At 65.8% G+C, this 15,978-nt stretch carries 14 protein-coding genes and 1 pseudogene; 6 read left to right on the top strand and 9 right to left on the bottom strand.

Annotated elements, in window-relative coordinates:
* Window positions 1–272: 272 nt before the first annotated feature.
* The 5 genes from hppD to AB0C38_RS24115 form a co-directional block, all read right to left on the bottom strand.
* Complete coding sequence (gene hppD / locus AB0C38_RS24135) at window positions 273–1,328, bottom strand: 4-hydroxyphenylpyruvate dioxygenase (RefSeq protein ID WP_360677104.1); 1,056 nt, start codon at window positions 1,326–1,328, stop codon at window positions 273–275.
* On the bottom strand, window positions 1,328–1,540 hold the full coding sequence (locus tag AB0C38_RS24130) for an MbtH family protein (protein ID WP_360677102.1): 213 nt from the start codon (window positions 1,538–1,540) through the stop codon (window positions 1,328–1,330). The genes hppD and AB0C38_RS24130 overlap by 1 nt, the downstream gene beginning before the upstream one ends.
* A gap of 17 nt (window positions 1,541–1,557) precedes the next feature.
* Window positions 1,558–3,312: a non-ribosomal peptide synthetase gene (locus AB0C38_RS24125; RefSeq protein ID WP_360677100.1), complete on the bottom strand. Its 1,755-nt coding sequence runs from the start codon at window positions 3,310–3,312 to the stop codon at window positions 1,558–1,560.
* 1,204 nt (window positions 3,313–4,516) lie between these two features.
* Window positions 4,517–5,881, bottom strand: coding sequence for a nucleotide disphospho-sugar-binding domain-containing protein (locus AB0C38_RS24120; RefSeq protein WP_360677098.1), 1,365 nt, complete (start codon window positions 5,879–5,881; stop codon window positions 4,517–4,519).
* Between the two features lie 11 nt (window positions 5,882–5,892).
* Window positions 5,893–6,717, bottom strand: coding sequence for an alpha/beta fold hydrolase (locus tag AB0C38_RS24115; RefSeq protein ID WP_360677096.1), 825 nt, complete (start codon window positions 6,715–6,717; stop codon window positions 5,893–5,895).
* A 143-nt stretch (window positions 6,718–6,860) separates the two neighbouring features.
* Here AB0C38_RS24115 and AB0C38_RS24110 point away from each other — a divergent pair, with 143 nt between their 5' ends.
* Complete coding sequence (locus AB0C38_RS24110) at window positions 6,861–7,010, top strand: hypothetical protein (RefSeq protein WP_360677094.1); 150 nt, start codon at window positions 6,861–6,863, stop codon at window positions 7,008–7,010.
* A gap of 17 nt (window positions 7,011–7,027) precedes the next feature.
* Here AB0C38_RS24110 and AB0C38_RS24105 read toward each other — a convergent pair whose 3' ends face one another.
* Window positions 7,028–7,837 carry a class I SAM-dependent methyltransferase gene (locus AB0C38_RS24105; RefSeq protein WP_360677092.1) on the bottom strand — a complete coding sequence of 270 codons (810 nt, stop codon included), beginning with the start codon at window positions 7,835–7,837 and terminating at the stop codon, window positions 7,028–7,030.
* Complete coding sequence (locus AB0C38_RS24100) at window positions 7,834–9,492, bottom strand: MFS transporter (protein WP_360677090.1); 1,659 nt, start codon at window positions 9,490–9,492, stop codon at window positions 7,834–7,836. Before AB0C38_RS24100 ends, AB0C38_RS24105 begins: the two co-directional genes overlap by 4 nt.
* A 317-nt stretch (window positions 9,493–9,809) precedes the next feature.
* On the opposite strand from AB0C38_RS24100, the gene AB0C38_RS24095 reads away from it, so the two are divergent.
* Genes AB0C38_RS24095 through AB0C38_RS24085 form a run of 3 tightly spaced genes read left to right on the top strand, consistent with a single transcriptional unit; the run spans window position 9,810 to window position 12,765 of the window.
* Window positions 9,810–10,958 (top strand): DegT/DnrJ/EryC1/StrS family aminotransferase, encoded by a 1,149-nt coding sequence (locus AB0C38_RS24095; RefSeq protein WP_360677088.1) that lies wholly within the window; start codon window positions 9,810–9,812, stop codon window positions 10,956–10,958.
* 36 nt (window positions 10,959–10,994) lie between these two features.
* Entirely contained in the window at window positions 10,995–12,104 is a 1,110-nt protein-coding gene (locus tag AB0C38_RS24090; protein ID WP_360677086.1) for a DegT/DnrJ/EryC1/StrS family aminotransferase, read from the top strand.
* A gap of 28 nt (window positions 12,105–12,132) precedes the next feature.
* Window positions 12,133–12,765 (top strand): dTDP-4-dehydrorhamnose 3,5-epimerase family protein, encoded by a 633-nt coding sequence (locus tag AB0C38_RS24085; protein WP_360677084.1) that lies wholly within the window; start codon window positions 12,133–12,135, stop codon window positions 12,763–12,765.
* A gap of 47 nt (window positions 12,766–12,812) precedes the next feature.
* On the opposite strand, the gene AB0C38_RS24080 is transcribed toward AB0C38_RS24085, so the two are convergent.
* Entirely contained in the window at window positions 12,813–13,193 is a 381-nt protein-coding gene (locus AB0C38_RS24080; RefSeq protein WP_360677082.1) for a hypothetical protein, read from the bottom strand.
* Between the two features lie 406 nt (window positions 13,194–13,599).
* Here AB0C38_RS24080 and AB0C38_RS24075 point away from each other — a divergent pair, with 406 nt between their 5' ends.
* On the top strand, window positions 13,600–14,601 hold the full coding sequence (locus AB0C38_RS24075; protein WP_360677080.1) for an alpha/beta hydrolase: 1,002 nt from the start codon (window positions 13,600–13,602) through the stop codon (window positions 14,599–14,601).
* A 195-nt stretch (window positions 14,602–14,796) separates the two neighbouring features.
* Here AB0C38_RS24075 and AB0C38_RS24070 read toward each other — a convergent pair whose 3' ends face one another.
* Window positions 14,797–15,132, bottom strand: a complete 336-nt coding sequence (locus tag AB0C38_RS24070) for a helix-turn-helix domain-containing protein (RefSeq protein ID WP_360677078.1) — start codon at window positions 15,130–15,132, stop codon at window positions 14,797–14,799.
* 757 nt (window positions 15,133–15,889) lie between these two features.
* On the opposite strand from AB0C38_RS24070, the pseudogene AB0C38_RS24065 reads away from it, so the two are divergent.
* A pseudogene (locus tag AB0C38_RS24065) lies at window positions 15,890–15,978 on the top strand (PadR family transcriptional regulator); the annotation flags it as partial.

Here is a 15,978-nt window from a genome sequence, read left to right as displayed (position 1 = left end):
TCTGCCGCTGATGGCCCAGGAGGATTGGCCGCCCGGCGCCCCGCGAAGACTCGACCGCTGATGGGGATGTGCGAGCTGATCGCTGTGCAAGGACACGTCGGCGAGGTCGTCTGCTGGGACCATGACCCAACCGAATGCGGAAGTGACCGTGCCCGAGCTTTGGGCCGACCTGGGCGGTCGACCTCAACGCCGGTGGCGCGGCGCTGCTGATCGCGTTGTTGGGTCAACCACGACCAGCGACTGAGTGTGCGAAAGCGGAAACGTGTCATCGCTCATGCTGCGCCCTCGATTGCATCGTGGTTTTGCATGACCGCCTCATAGAGCGCCTTGATGTTTCCGCTCCCGAAGGTTGTCGCGCCAAGGCGTTCGATCAGCTCGACGAAGAAGGTATTGCGCGGGCCGACCGGCTTGGCGAAGATCTGGAACAGCTGCCCGTCATGGTCCTCATCAGCCAGAATGCCACGTACGCGCAGATCTTCTATCGAATGCCTTTCCAGGTCAATCCGCTCATCCAAGCGGTCGTAGTACCGTCCGGGCGTTGAAAGGAACTGAACACCAGCCGCCTGGACCTGGTCGACCGCCCGCACAATGTGCGGCACCCGGAGCGCCAAATGCTGGATCCCCGCACCGGCGTGGTCGCGCAGGAAGGTGTCTATCTGGCCTGGCGACTTGACCAAGTCCGGCTCGATCAGAGTGAAGGTGACGGCGCCGGAGGTACTTTGCACAACCTTGGAATTCATAGATTGTCTACCGACGAATATCTTCTCCTGGTACACGACGCGGAAGTCGAGTACCTCTTCGTAGAACGCCACGGTCGAATCGAGCTGCCCGCCGGGCAGGCAGACAGCGAAATGGTCGATAGCAGCATCGCCGATGTCACGCGCGGAAGGCGAACCGACCAGGGGAAGCGGTCCGCTCGCGGCGCGCTGCACGAAGGTATGGGCGACATCCGCAAAGGCCAAGATGCGCGCCGTCACTACCCCGTCATCTTCGGTTGGCCCGTGTAGCGGTACAGCGCCGCGACTTACCGCCTCGTGGAACGCAGTCCGAGCGTCGGCCACGCCGAGCCCGATGTCGGCGACTCCGTCTCCGTGTCGGGAGAGGTAGATGGCGGCCTGATGGTCAGGTACACGCGGCTCGGTGAGCAGCAACCGGATGTCACCGCGCCCAACTCCGACGGTGCGGCTTCGGCCGTCTTCGATCCGCTGGAACTCCGACAAGGCATAGCCTCGGGTCCACAGGTCCGCCGCTGATGCGGAATCCTCGACGAAGAACCGGACGTGGTCGACCCTCATGCCCGTGTAGACAGAGTTCTGCTCGAGCGCCATCACGCCGCACCCTGGTTGCGGCCAGCACCACGAGGGCGGAGGTCGGTCCAGTTCGTCGCGACGTAACGCAGACAGGACGTGCGATCTGTCGCAGCGAGGGCCACCCGCCAGCCCGCGGGCGCCGCCACGAACTCGGGCCAGAGGGAGTGTTGACCGGCTTCGTTGACCAGCACGGTGAACTGGCCGTCCTCGCGGTCGAACGGGTTCGACATATCCGGAATCCTTCCTGTTAGCTCACCCTGGCGACCTGGTCGCCGTCAATCGCGGTGATGTGCTGGTCAATGAGCGCGACGGTGGGGATATCGAATATCTCCACTACGCTGAGCTTCACGCCCAGCTCAGCCTCGATGCGCAACACGAGTCGCGCCGCCTGGAGCGATTGACCGCCCAGATCGAAGAAGCTGTCGTCGAGGCCGACTTGGTCGACGTTCAAGGTCTTGCCGAAGATGGCGCACAGCGTTTCCTGACGTGGGCTGAGCGGCGCACGATGTTGCTTGGCCCGGTCGAACTCCGGCTCCGGCAGAGCATCTCGATCCACCTTCCCGTTGACGGTCACCGGGATCGCGTCGATGGCGGTGAACGCGGCGGGCACCATGTAATCGGGCAGAGCCCTGGCCAGGTGGGTGCGCAGCCCGCCGAAGTCGACGCCGCCCGCACTGGGGACGACGTAGGCGGCCAACCGCTGATCCTCGTCGCTCGAGGTGCCGACGACCACCGCATCCGCCACGGCCGGATGCGTTCGAAGTGCGGCCTCGACCTCTCCCAGCTCGACCCGGAAGCCACGGATCTTGATCTGCTGGTCAGCCCGCCCGACGAACTCGAGCGAACCGCCGGCGGTCTGCCGGACCAGATCACCGGTACGAAACATCCGCTCGCCCGGAGCGCCGAACGGGTCCGCAACGAACCGCTCCGCAGTGAGATCAGGGCGGCCGACATACCCCCGCGCCAGGCAGCCGCCCGCAACGTACAGTTCGCCGACCCCACCTTCGGCCACTCGGTTCAAGCTCTCATCGAGCACGTGAAGTCGCTTGTCATCGAGAGCCTGACCGAGCGGGACGAAAGCACCGACCTGCGCGTGCTGCGTCAACGGCAACTGGGTGGCGAACAGAGTGGTCTCAGTCTGTCCGTACATCACTCTAACCCGGATATCCGGATTTGCGGAAAGGATCCGACGCACCGCCTCTGGCGAGACGACGTCACCACCGGTCATGACTTCACGCACGGATGAAAGACAGGCAGGATCCTCCTCGGCAACGAGCCTGAAGAGCCCCGATGTCAAGTGAACTGCGGTCGCGTCGCCCCGCTTGAGATCGTCGCGCAGCGCATCGATGTCGAACTCGCCCGGGTGTGCCAGGACAATTTGTCCACCGCGCAATAACGGTGCCCACAATTCAAACGTTGACATTCCGAATGCATACGGCGCGATCATGAGAATCCGACTAAACACTGGATCGTTCCAGGTCTGGTCTTCGATGAGCCCGATCACACTGCGGTGAGAAACTCCGACACCTTTAGGCGCGCCACCCGATCCTGAAGTGAAGAGAACGTAGGCAAGCTGGTCCTCAGCTACCGAAACCACCGGTTCGGACTCTTGCGTTTGTTCAGCGTCACCGGCCGTGATCACCTCGCCGAAGCTGGACAGCGTGGCCGCGGGCGTCGAACCGTCGGTGATTACCATCCGCACCTTGAGTTGGTCGCTGATGGACCGCAGTCGCTCCGTCGGCATCGTTGTGGCCAGGGGCACATACGTGGCGCCCGCCTTGATCACCGCGAGTGTCGCAACGACCAGGTCGAAGGACCGGCCGGAACACACCGCTACGGGCTGCTCTGCTTCCACTCCACGCTCGATCAGAAGGTTGGCTAAGCGATTGGCCCGGCGGTTCAGTTCATCGAAGGTCAGAAACCCGTCGGCTGACCGCACGGCAACCGCTTCGGGCCGCCGGCGAACCTGATTCAAAAAGGTCTCTGCCAGTGTAGAGGCCATATCGAAGCTCCCATCGGAATATTTCCCGGCGCGGCAGGACTGCCGGCCTGCACAAGTCCATGCCGCTCCGGCCTGCCCTACCCTCTGAGTCTTCCAGCCGCCAACGAAGGCTGCGTCTTCGATATTGCGACCAGGCCAACACACCCAGCGTGGTTTGAAGGGTGAGTTCTGGCCCCACCAAGGTCATCGAAGGAGGATGCCGTCGCTGTTGACCGTGGAGGCGCAGCGTGCAACGGAGCAAGGTCGAGTTGTTCGCGGCGATCCGGCGGGACTCGAGGATCGAGGGCTTGTCGGTTCGGGCTCTGGCGCGCAAGTATCAGGTGTATCGCCATCCGGTGCGCGAAGCGTTGACCTCGGCGTTTCCGAAGCCGCGGAAGAAGCAGCCGCCGCGTCGGTCTCGGCTGGATCCGTTCAAGCCGGCGGTTGACGCGATGTTGCGTGCGGATCTGGACGCTCCTCGCAAGCAGCGGCATACCGCGAGGCGGATCTTCGATCGGCTGGTCGCTGAGCACGAGATGGAAGGCATCTCGTATGCGACGGTGTCGGACTACGTGGGCTGCGCAGCGCCGAGGTCCGGCGCGAGGCGGGCCGGGAGCCGACCGAGGTGTTCATCCCGCAGGCTCATCGGCCGGACGCGGACGCCGAGGTCGACTTCGGCGAGGTCTGGGTGCGGCTGGCCGGCCGGTCCACCTGCTCTTATCTGTTCACCTTCCGGTTGTCGTTCTCCGGCAAGGCGGTGCACCGGGTGTTCGCCTCCTGCGGGCAGGAGGCGTTCCTGGAGGGACACGTGCACGCCTTCAGCGTGCTGGGCGGGATTCCGACCGGCAAGGTCCGCTACGACAACCTGCGCTCGGCGGTGCGCCAGGTCCTGGGGTTCTCCCGCGCCCGGACTGATCGGACGGCCAGAGTGACCAGCAGCGCCAGTCCGAATGCGCCGCCGAGATGCCCTTGCGTTTCAGTCGAATCGTTGCCTGAAGAACTCCGATTCTCCCGCCCCGCAAGGGCTTTCTCGTTCAACGGCGCGCTCAACCGACCGACCTGGTCGGTGGATCGAGGCTTAGAGCCCCAATTTCACCGGCCACGCCACCGAACCGCAGGTCAGCGACCCACGACCCCGCCAGCACGCAATCCGCGAGCCAAGTCAGGTTACGGCGGAATCTGCCAGACACCGATGTCTACTCACTCCGGGAGTCGAGATCCACAATCAGCCTTCCTGGGCGAGTTTCTCGAGCCACGGCACGAGTTGTGCGGGAGTCGGTGTCGACGCCCACTCCTCCTCCCGAAGTCGGAGCGCAGCGTCGCGCACTCCGGGGTCCTCGACGACGCGACGCAGCATCGAGCGGATCTCGGAGATTGACTGCTTCTGGTGGTCGAGTCGGCTCCCCGCACCCCGGTCGGCCAGGTAGTTCGCTGTGAGGGTCGAGTAGCCTTGTTTGGGCGACGTTCGATCCCACTCGACGCCGTCCGGGGTCGCGCGGCCGAACAACCTCGTCGGCTCGTCGGTGTCGCACACTATCTGCGGTACGGCATGGGAGAGACCAGCTATGACGGTCCCGAAGCTCCCGTGGTTGACCAGCGCGGAGCAGGTCGGCAGCAGTTGTGACAAAGGGACGTAGTCCACGGCGCGAACGTTGTCCGGCAGCGTCTCGACCTGGTCGGAGAGCTGGTCCTTGTTGAGGGTTGCGATTACCTCGACGTCCAGCCCGTCCACCGCCTCGAGCAGCGCCGGGATCCGGCCCGTGCTGTCGCCCTTGTCGACGGCCCGGGCGGAGACCCCGAGACTGATCGCCACTCGCGGTCGCTGTGGTTCGTCCCGCAACCAGTGCTCGGACACGCTCGCGCCACTGTAGGGCAGGTACCGGACGGGAACGGTGGGAGTCCGGGTGGGTAGCCGCATGCCCGCGGGGATCGGATCGAGCGTCGCCTGCCCCAGCAACAGCTCGTTGTCGACCGTCACGCCGTGGTGCTCGGCCAGCGGTTGCATCGCCTCCGCCAGCATGCTCGGCAGTCCCCTGCTCACGAACCGCTCGTGAGCCCACGCTGTGTAGTCGGGAGAGATGAGGGTACGGACATGGGCCGCTCCGCTCGCCTTGGCTGCGACCGCGCCGCAGGGGAACCACGGCTCCCACAGCACGAGATCCGGGCGCCAGTCTTTCGCGAAAGCGACGATCTCGTCGATGTCTTCGCGCGGCCGCGGCGGTTGGTAGTTCCGGATGGCGAGGATCGCGTAGTGGTAGAAGACGTCCCACATGTCACGCTCGACGCGCTCGTGCACGGATAACGCCCGCACGTACCGCTCGGTCTCGTCCGGGTTCGGGAGCACGTCGGCGAAGCCCGGGTCGTCGCAATCGTGTACCGCCAGCGGTGTCGGCGGCCCACAGGACACAGCGGCGATGCCGGACTCGGTTACGCGCTGCGCGAAGTCCGTGGATATGATGCCGGTGGGGGAGGGGAACCCGGACGGCGCCACCACACGCACGTCGTGACCCGCGCTCTGCAACGCCCACGCGTAGGGTACGAGCGGCCAGAAGTGAGCGGGCGCCGGAAAGCACGTGATCATGACACGCATGGACTCTCCATTCACATGGTTGTGCGGGCAGGGGACTCGTCGAGCAGGAAGTCGCCGATCGGGCCCTTCAGCCTCTCGGCGTCGATGACGTGCGGTCCTTCGGCGACGACGCCGCGCTGTGCCGAGGGGACACAGGCGGCGACGGCGTCGGCCGCCTCACCAAAGAAGTTCGGTCGGAGCTCGCTCATTGTCGGGTGGTCCTGCGACGCGCTGCCGTTGAGCACGAGCGTGGGCACGCCGATCCGTGAGAATCGCTCGGCCGGTGGCTGATTGGTGGTCCCCATGCAGGCGGCGTCGTAAGGTAGCGTATGAGCCAGACTGATCAGGTGTGACCACTTCGGATGCTTCCTTGCTCGCCGCACCGACTCCTCCGGCGAGCCCCAAGCGCGCATCGAGAGCTCGAATGCCTCGGCCCGCCGGCCCTCGTCGAGCAGGGCTCGTACGCGCTGTATGTACCGACTATGCTGAACCGCCGCGTCCGCACCCATGTCGTAGGGCAAGTCGTAGACGACCAGCCTGTTCATCGCGACACCAGCCGCCGCCGCTTCCAACGCCAGCGCCCCACCTGAGCACGCCCCGAAGACATGTGGCGATCCGCCGGCTTCGTCGATCACCGCGGCCAAGTCCTCGATCTCGCGGCGAACGGCGTACGGTGCGACGTCCCCGCTGTCGCCCCGGCCGCGCCGCGCGTAGTTGTAAACGGTGAACCGCGACGCGAGTTCGAGACCGAGCGGAGCGTTCTCGGTGCCGTCGTCCATCGCCCCACACACGAGCACCACGGCGGGACCACTGCCGAAGCGCTCGTACGCGATCTGCGTCCCGTCCAGGGAGCGCACTGAACCGAAGGTACTGATAGGACTACCTTCTTTCATGGCTGGAACCTCCGGGGAACGCTCTCGGTGCTTACACCCGCCGCTCCGGCCGCAGCGAATTCGTCATCGCCCGCCGCCTGGCGCACAACCACTACCTGGGCACCGCCGTGCACCAGTGGACCTTCTGCAGCCTGACCCGCAGCATCTGGGCGCGCCAGTTCTACGACGGGAAAATCGCGGCGGGCAAGAGCCACCACACGGCCCTGCGCACCCTGGCCAACCGCCGCCAGGCCCTGCAGCCGCCTTCGGCGGCCTGAGGTTGTCAGAGGGTGTCTCATGACGGCTCCCCCTCGCCTTGGCGCGAGGCCTGAGTGCGCGACGGCTCCGGGCTCGCTCCACCGTCCCGGCTCCGCACAGGGCGGGTTTCGGTGCTGGAACCCTTGACTCCGACGAAGATGCCCCGCCCGTTGATGCCTTCGGCGTAGTACGTTGCGGGGCAGCCGGCTTCATCGAAGGCCTGCATGTACTCATCCCGGGTGAAGAGCATGAGTTCGTGGACCTGGGTGACCTCCCGGATCCCTTCGGCGCGGGCGATCAGGTACCGGGACTCGAGCCGCGAGTGACGACCTTGGCTCGAGGTGTGCGATACCCGAGCGATTGCACTCCCCTCGACATGCGCCGCGTCGGCGGCGAGGTACCCGTCGAGGAAATTTTCGGGGAACCACCAGGGCTCGATGACGAGCACGCCGCCGAGAACCAAGTGTTGGGCCATCGCCTGGATCGCCGCATGGAGTTCCTCGCGGCTCTCAACGTACCCAATGGCATGGAACAGGCAGGTGACGGCGTCGAACCGGCGCGGCAGCCGGAAGTTGCGCATGTCGCCGCGGTGCACCCGGGACGGGAAGCGGTCCCATGCGCGCCGCAACATCGGCTCGGAGAGCTCAAGCCCCTCGACGTCACCCACCAGCTGTGCGAACGTCTCCAGGTGGGCTGCTGTCCCGCAGGCCACGTCGAGCAACGATCCGGCTTGCGGATACCGCTCGCGCACGAGCGCGACGACCGCCTCGGCCTCACGCACCCAGTCCTTGCCACGGGCCTCGTAGACCGTCTCGTAGATCTCGACGAAATCGGCTCCGTACGTCATCGGCTCGTCCGCGAATGCCCGGTGTCTTCAGCGCCGTTGATGCCCTGCTCGTCCACGAGGTCGCGAATAGTGCCGCGGTCGTCGGTCGACGCATCCGTATCCGTGGGCGAGGCGGTGCCGGCGTCGTCGGCCCCGTCCTTGCCGTCCCCGTGGGCCGGGACGTGGCGCAGCGAGATGCCCGCGACGACTGCGAGAACGAGCGCGACTACACCCCCGAAAGCGGCGGCCACGTTGAGCCCATCGGTGAATGCCTCGGCCGCCCTACGCGCCAGCTCCTCGCCGGCCGGCCCTGGGATACCCTGGGCCACCGACATCGCGCCGGCGACGCTCTCCCGTGCGGTCGATGCGGCGTCGACGCCCGGAACAGGGTCACTGAAGGCGCTGCGGTAAATGGCCGCGGCGATGCTGCCTGTCAAGGCAATGCCGAGGGAGACACCGAAGTCGCCACTGGTCTCTGAGACAGCAGCCGCCGAGCCCGCCTTCTCCTGCGGAGCCGAAGTCATGATGAGCCCGGCTCCCAATGCGCCCGCCGGACCGGCTCCCAGCGACGCCACCATGAACCCGGACATGAGCAGGGCCACGCCGCTCTCCGGGCCAACCTGGGTCACTGCGACGAGCCCGAGCACCGAGATGATCATGCCCGAAACGATCACTTTGCCCGGCGGGATGCGGCGCGTGAACGCCGGGGCCAGCATGGACCCGACCATGCCTGCGAACGTGGGGGCGATCAGCCACAAGCCCGTCGTGAGCGGGGAGTAACCGGCCACCGATTGGAGGTACAGCGCGACGAGGAAGGCGTACCCGGACATGATCCCCATCAACAACATGAGGGTCGCTGCCGAGGCAAAGACCCGGTTGCGGAACAGCGAGACGTCGAGTAGCGGCTCGGCGAGACGACTCTGCCGCCGCACGAATATTACGCCCGCGAGTACCCCGACGACGAGGGCAAGGACGGCGACGCCCGTGAGGCCATTCTTGGCGATCTCCTTCACGCCGTAGACGAACGGGAGGATCGCGACGAGCGAGAGTACGACGCTGCGCAGGTCAATGCGGCCGCGGATCTCGCCGCCCCGCGCCTCGGGCAGCAGGAAAGGAGCGGCCACCACCAGTAGGACCATCACAGGTACTGGGAGGAGGAGCGTTGAGCCCCACCAGAAGTGCTCGAGCAGTACGCCGCCGACGACCGGGCCGAGCGCGATACCGCCCATGAAGCAGCTCATATAGGCGCCGATGGCCATGGCATGGTGCCGCTTGTCAGTGAACAGGCTGTTGAGGAGCGCCAGCGTCGAAGGCATGAGAGTCGCTCCGGCGACACCGAGTACACCACGCGCCGCGATCAGCACCTCAATGCTCGGCGAGTACGCGGCCACCGCCGACACCACGGCGAACGCGCTCGCCCCAATCAGAAGCAGGCGCCGACGTCCGATGCGATCACCGAGATTCCCCATGGTGATCAGGAGTGCGGCGACCACGAAACCGTAGAGGTCCAGAGCCCACAACTGCTCCGTCGAGTTTGCACCGAGATCTACCGACAGAGCCGGCACCGCCACGTACAGAATGCTGAGATCCATGGCCATCATCAGCGTCGGCAGCGCCAGGATGACGAGCCCGATAACCGCTCGTTTCCCGTGCTCGCTTGGGGTTACTTCGGCCACGAGTACTCCTCCGATAGCTCACCTTGTTTGTGCGAGTTTTTGTGAGGCGTCAAGTCGGACGTTGGTCGATTCGCATCGTGCCACGTCGAAAGGCTGTTCCCTCAAATGATTGTTAAAAAGAGTATCACGGTCCATCGGACGGCGAAACGGATGAATCCACGGATCGAACCTGGACCGATCCCACCGGTTTCGTGAGATTCTCATAGTCGGCGAGTGCACGGCAGCCTGGTCACGGGCAACGGTGATCTGCATACTCATTCTACACAGACGAAAAGGACCAGCCACCGGCTGGAGACGTCGGAGCACAGGAGGCCTTGGTGATCAGAATCTTCCAGCCGACAGTGGGCGAGGACGAACTTGCCGCGCTCGCAGAGGTCTTCGACTCGTCCTGGTTGGGCAAGGGTCCTCGGGCGGATGCTTTCGAGCAGGCGTTCGCTGGGCACCTCGGTGTCGACGCCGAACAGGTGACCTCGATCAGTTCGTGCACGGCAGGCCTGTTCATGGCTGCGAAGCTCGCCGACCTCGGCCCGGACTGTGAGGCAGTGCTGCCGACCGTCAGCTACGTCGCCGCGGGCAATGCAGTGGCCGCGACGGGTGCGCGTCCTGTCTTCTGCGATGTCGACGAGCGGACTCTGAACCCGACCGTGGACGACGTCGAGGCAGCACTGACCCCGCGGACCCGGGCAGTGGTCCTTCTCCACTACGGAGGCTACCCGGGCGATGTCGTCGAGATCGCCCGTCTGTGCCGGGAGCGCGGCATCCTGCTCATCGAGGATTCGGCCTGCTCGGTCGCGTCGCGCGTAGGCGAGCAGGCGTGTGGAACCGTGGGCGATATCGGGCTGTGGAGCTTCGACAGCATGAAGATTCTGGTCACCGGCGACGGTGGCATCCTGTGGGCCCGCGACCCCGAGATGGCCGCGCGCGCCAGGAAGCTGGCGTACCTGGGGCTGGAACAGTTCAGCGGGCTGTCGCAAGCCCCCCTGGTCGAGTCGCGCTGGTGGGAGTTCGAGGTCTCGTCGTTCTCCGGCCGCTCGGTCATGAATGACATGCAGGCGGCGATGGGGCTGGTGCAGCTCCCCAAGGTGGAGGCATTCGTCAAGCGCCGCAGGGCGGTCGCCGAATTCTACGACCGCGAACTCGTCGACTTGACCGGTGTTCGCACTCCCCCGCCGCTCCCCGCCGACCACAGGTCGTCCTATTACTTGTATTGGGTCCAGATGGAGACCGAGGTGCGCGACCGGGTGGCGCGAACGCTCCTCGAACGCGGCATCTACACCACATTCCGCTACCCGGCACTGCACCGTGTCCGGGCTTACGGATCGGCGGCGAGCCTGCCCCGCGCCGAGCGCGCTGTCGACCGGACGCTCTGCCTGCCCCTGCACCAGGCGCTGACCGACGCTGACGTAGAACGCATTGCCGCGGAGTTCCGCAATGCGGTGTCGTCGGCCTCCGGGAACCCGCGATAAGACGCCCCGCGACCGAAAGCAGAAATGGAGTTGACGATGACGGTCCACGTATGGGGCTATCTCGACGAGTACCAGCGGGAGCGCGAGGAGATACTCGAGTGTGTCGACACGGTCTTCAGCTCCGGAAAGCTCATCCTCGGTAAGAGCGTGCACAATTTCGAGCAGGAGTTCGCCGATTACCATCGCGTCGCACACTGCGTAGGCGTCGACAACGGCACGAACGCCATCAAGCTTGCGCTGGAGGCGTTTGGGATCGGTCCGGGAGACGAAGTCATCACCGTGTCCAATACCGCGGCTCCCACCGTTGTCGCAATCGTGTCGACAGGTGCGACACCGGTCTTCGTCGACGTCCGCGAGGATGACTTCCTGATGGACACGACCCTCATCAGTGCTGCGATCACGGCTCGGACCAAGGCGATCGTCCCGGTCCATCTATACGGACAGTGCGTCGACATGGCCGCTGTGGGCGCGATCGCCCGTGAGCACGGACTGGTCGTGGTCGAGGACTGCGCCCAGGCCCACGGCGCCCGCCAGCATAACAATGTTGCCGGTACTTGGGGGGATGCCTCCAGCTTCTCGTTCTACCCGACCAAGGTCCTCGGTGCGTACGGCGACGGCGGTGCGGTGCTGACGCCGCACGAGGAGACCGACCGTGCACTGCGCCGCTTGCGCTTCTACGGCATGGAGTCCGAATACCACACCGTCGCGACGCCGGCGCACAACAGTCGACTCGACGAAGTGCACGCCGAGATTTTGCGGAAGAAGCTCACCCGGCTGGATCGCTACATCGACCAACGACGCGCGGTCGCAGCGCGCTACGAGCGCGATCTTGGCGATACCGCGCTGACGCTGCCGTCGACCGTGAAGGGAAACGAGCACGTCTACTACGTCTACGTGGTGAGGCACCCGGCACGCGATTCGATCATCGCGGCGATGCGGGAGCATGATGTTCAGCTGAACGTCAGCTACCGGTGGCCGGTTCACCTGATGACGGGATTCGCCCATCTCGGGTACCGAGAGGGCTCGCTACCGGTAACGGAGAAACTCGCGGGCGAGATCTTTTCCCTGCCGATGTTTGCTTCGCTGCGGCGCGACGACCAGGACCGCACCGTCGACGCCCTTCGTGACGTGCTGGGCAGAATCTGAGACGGCTCGACGAAAGAGGAGTAGACACGTGGAGATCCGAGAACTGGCTGTCGAGGGTGCGCTCGAGTTCACGCCCTCGGCGTACCCCGACGAGCGGGGGCTCTTCGTGGCACCGTTCCAGGGACCCGCACTCGCCCAGGCGCGGGGCCAGCACACGTTTCCCGTGCGACAGGCCAACCAGAGCCGGTCCCGGCGCGGGGCGCTCCGCGGGATCCACTACACCCGAACGCCGCCCGGAGTCGCGAAGTATGTGAGCTGCGCCCACGGTAGCGCCCTGGACATCGTCGTCGATCTGCGCGTGGGCTCACCGACCTACGGACGGTGGGAGTGCGTCGAGATGAACCAGGAATCGTTCCGGTCGGTGTACTTCCCTGTGGGGGTCGGACACGCCTTCATCGCCCTCGAGGACGATACGGTGATGTCCTACATGCTGAATGGCAGCTACGTCCCCGAGAACGAACTCGCAGTCTCGGCGCTGGACCCTCGATTGGCGCTGCCGATCCCGGACGGGGTGGAGATGATCCTCTCGCCCCGGGACCGGGACGCCATCTCGCTCGAGGACGCCGCCCGGCAAGGACTGTTGCCCGAGTACGACCGGTGCGTCCAGCTCGACGCCGAGCTGCGGCGAGAGGGCGACAGCGAGGATCTCAAGTCCGCCTGAGCATCAGCGCCTCACGGCGCGCTCGCACCTGGGGGTGAGCTCTGCATTCAGGTCGCTCGGCGATAAATCAGATCAAGGTCGGTTTCCCAGGTCTCACCATCGGTGGCCTTCTCCCAGCGACCTGTGATCGTGTTGCCATCCGGGCTGATCGTCGCCATAAAGCGCTGCGGGTGCGGGTCAGCGTTGCGCCAGAGCTTCCATTCGTGATCGCTCATCGCCATCTCGTAGGCACGGCAGACCCCGCGCCCGTCGTAGTGCAGAAGGTGACCGGTAAGGAGAACGTCCTCTTTCAGATTGCCGATGCTCTCTGCAGCGTCCCGATGACGCGGTCCGAGAGGTGGTGTTCCCGGCGGCGAGACGACGATACGAGAGTTGGTACACGAGTTCAAGACCAAGGGCGCGGTGTATCGGCGCACCGTGCGGACCACGCTGCGCGCCTCCTACCCGGGCACTGCCGACGCGGACTGGTCCCGCTGCTGGATATGCTGGAGTATCGAGGCGTTGGCGCTGATCCGCCGGTACGCGACAGCGGGTGGCCCGGACGGTGTACGAGGTTGCCACGTTCCAGGCGCTGCGGGAGCTGTTGCGGTGCAAGGAGATCTGGGTGGCCGGCGCTGAGGCGTGGCGCAACCCCGAACAGGATCTGCCGGCCGACTTCGCCCAGCGCCGTCAGGAGCACTATCGCGAGTTGCGCAAGCTGTTGGACCCGAGTGTGTTCATCGACCAGCTGTGCACCGAGATGACCACCGCCCTCGAACAGCTCGACGATAGGTGCCAGGTGACGGTGTCCGCGCAAAAAAATCACTACGTGCTGCCTAATCCAAGGAGAGTCGAGTGTTTCGAAAAACCAGCGCTTTTCGGCGTGCGAGCCGAAGCGTCTACGCCGCCCTGGCCGCGGTCGTCCTCTTGGCCGGTTCGGCCGCCAGTGCCGAGCCGCCGGTGGCCGACCGGTCGGGGTCCGGGGATCTCCCGGGTTTCAGCCACGGAACCGTTGCCGTGGAGGGCACCACGCTGTACTACGTCCGCGGCGGGTCCGGACCGCCGTTGGTGCTGTTGCACGGCTGGCCGCAGACCTGGCGCTCGTGGGCGAAGGTCATGCCGTCCCTCGCCCAGAACCACACCGTCATCGCGTTCGACCTGCCTGGACTGGGCGACTCGAAAATTCCGGCAGGCGGCTATGACAAGGTGACCACCGCCAAGCGCATTCGCGAGGGTGTCCACAAGCTGGGCTTCAGTCAGGTTTCCCTTCTCGCCCACGACGTCGGTTCGCTCGTGGCCTACCCGTACGCCCGCGACTATCCGACCGAGGTCGTCCGGATGGCCGCGCTGTCGACGCCGCTGTCCGGGTTCGGCCTCGAAGAACTCTACGGGGTCAGCTTCCACCTCGGCCTGAACCAGACCGCCGCTCCGGTCCCGGAGAGGCTGATCGACAACGACGACGTGTCGACGTACCTCGGCTTCCTCTTCAGCAGCGCACGGCATCCCGACCGCATCGACCAGGCGGCCTCCTTCGAGGCCTACGCGAGTCCGGCGCGCCGGACCGCGGGCTACGGGTACTACCGGGCGTTCGCGGGCGACGCCGCCGACAACCGTGCCAACGCACACAAGCGCCTGCGGATGCCGGTACTGGCGATGGGCGCGGAGTTCTCCTTCGGCACGGTCGTCGCCGACTCGTTCAGGCAGGTGGGCGACGACGTTCGCGGCGTCGTCGCGCCGGACAGCGGACACTGGATCGCCGAGGAGAACACGGCGTTCCTGAGCGCCTGCGCCAAGCTGTTCTTCGGGCCGCAGGGGGTTCCCGCGCCGAGTCCCGAGCTGGCGAACTGCGTGGCCTGACGGCACATTCGCGCATCACTTCTGTCCCGCGCGTTCAGATCGCGCGGGACAGAAGGCCGCCTCACGCCGCTCGCAGTCGCGGAAAGAGGCGTTCCGCGTTGTGGGTCGTCAGGGCACGCCAGGTGGTTGCGGCAGTCTGAGACGCCGAGTCGATCGAGGGGCGAGGTGCCCTTGCGGGCGATCGCGACCACATCGTCACGGAACTCCCGCGGATACGGCTTGGGCATAACGACATCCTTCCAGCGAGACCCGTGGATTAGGCTGACGTCGGATGGTGTCCGCGCCGCCGTCCAGGCCGTCCTCGACGAGTTGTTTGCGTAGCCGCAGCACCTTCTCCACGGTCTCGGCCGGGGTGGCTGTCGGTGTGGTGTGGGGGCGGCGCGAGCGCGGCTGGAACGCGGCCTCGCCCTCAAGGTGGTAGCGAGCCATGACCCGGCTGATCCAGCCCTGCGAAACACCGTGGTCCCGAGCGGCCTGCGACTGGCTAGCCCCGGCAAGCACGGCAGTGACGACCAGACGACGTTTCGACATCCCCCAGCCTGGTCACAGCCACCTATTCCGATGTCGTGCGACACCCCATTCCGATGTCCTGAGTTACCACACCCCTCCGGACACGACCAATACGCACACGGACTCCGCTCAGCACGAGCTGATGGTGTCCGGTTGGGGGTGGGCTACTGCAACAAGTCGATCATGCTCGGTCGTGGACCAGCGCCAGGCGTTGAGCTGCGGGTGGCTATCCAAGTGGTGCGTCGTCGTCTCGGCGATGAGTTCCGCGAGCCCGCGGAGGCTGAACTGTCGGCCGGCGTAACCTCGCCACCGGTGTCCGGGGTCCGCGGACTGCCGCTCACCCCCGACGACTTCCTGCGCTGACGGCGGTATCCGGGAGTTCGGCGTTCGGTGACCCGGGGCCAGGTGAAACGGGGCCCGGCGACACGGGATCCGGCGGCCCGGGGTCCTGTGGCGCCGGATACCGCACGGCTGCGGGAAAGCAGCGCAGCAGTGCAGCGAGCCGCGCGGTATCGCCCGCCACCTCGGTGTCTGCCCGCTCGACGGCGTTGTGCAGCGCCGCACCGGCGAACACCAGATCGCGCGATGTCGCCGCCTCCGGCACGGTCAGCCCGCATCGGGTTCGGCGTGCTCACCGCGGTCAGTACCGGGATGCTCATATGCTGGAGCCTGCAAGTGAGTGAACCGAGCGCGGGCAGCGCTTGCGCTGGCTGCCGAGGCGATTGAACTTGTTGAGCAGCGCGGAGCGAGTCCGAGCAGATTGAGCGGAGGTGGGCGCATGTCGGCGACGAAGCTCCTGGTACTCGGTATCGTGCACCTCTCCGGCGGCGCGCATGGCTACCAGGTGCGGTCCGAACTGCAGAGCTG

Origin of the sequence: Amycolatopsis sp. NPDC048633, assembly GCF_040650695.1 — a bacterium.
In the GTDB taxonomy this organism is placed as follows: domain Bacteria; phylum Actinomycetota; class Actinomycetes; order Mycobacteriales; family Pseudonocardiaceae; genus Amycolatopsis.
The sequence above is the reverse complement of the archived record's forward strand: the minus strand, read 5'-3'. Positions and strand labels throughout refer to the sequence as shown.

What these genes read in the sequence shown, in the direction of transcription:
- hppD (WP_360677104.1), bottom strand. Translation starts at nt 1,328, where the DNA reads ATGGCGCTCGAGCAGAACTCTGTCTACACGGGCATGAGGGTCGACCAC.
- AB0C38_RS24130 (WP_360677102.1), bottom strand. Translation starts at nt 1,540, where the DNA reads ATGTCGAACCCGTTCGACCGCGAGGACGGCCAGTTCACCGTGCTGGTC.
- AB0C38_RS24125 (WP_360677100.1), bottom strand. Translation starts at nt 3,312, where the DNA reads ATGGCCTCTACACTGGCAGAGACCTTTTTGAATCAGGTTCGCCGGCGG.
- AB0C38_RS24120 (WP_360677098.1), bottom strand. Translation starts at nt 5,881, where the DNA reads ATGCGTGTCATGATCACGTGCTTTCCGGCGCCCGCTCACTTCTGGCCG.
- AB0C38_RS24105 (WP_360677092.1), bottom strand. Translation starts at nt 7,837, where the DNA reads ATGACGTACGGAGCCGATTTCGTCGAGATCTACGAGACGGTCTACGAG.
- AB0C38_RS24090 (WP_360677086.1), top strand. Translation starts at nt 10,995, where the DNA reads ATGACGGTCCACGTATGGGGCTATCTCGACGAGTACCAGCGGGAGCGC.
- AB0C38_RS24070 (WP_360677078.1), bottom strand. Translation starts at nt 15,132, where the DNA reads ATGTCGAAACGTCGTCTGGTCGTCACTGCCGTGCTTGCCGGGGCTAGC.